This window comes from Pseudomonas sp. Larv2_ips, assembly GCF_963879675.1.
GTDB lineage: Bacteria > Pseudomonadota > Gammaproteobacteria > Pseudomonadales > Pseudomonadaceae > Aquipseudomonas.
Genome location: NZ_CAWOAW010000043.1, coordinates 18822 through 19092 on the forward strand (window position 1 = coordinate 18822; position 271 = coordinate 19092).

A 271-nucleotide genomic window follows, 5' to 3' on the forward strand; every position below is an offset into this window, starting at 1 on the left:
GTACTCGGTCAAAAGTGGGAGCTGGCTTGCCTGCGATGGCATCAACTGGGTGTGCCTGATACACCGAGGTGCCTGCATCGCAGGCAAGCCAGCTCCCACAAAAAAGCCAAGCACTGCGCTACTGGCAGTTGAACGCGGTCACCTTGTGGGAGCGCAGTGCATCAGGTAGATGGGTGCTCCTCGTTGTACTCGGTCAAAGGTGGGAGCTGGCTTGCCTGCGATGGCATCAACTGGGTGTGCCTGATACACCGAGGTGCCTGCATCGCAGGCA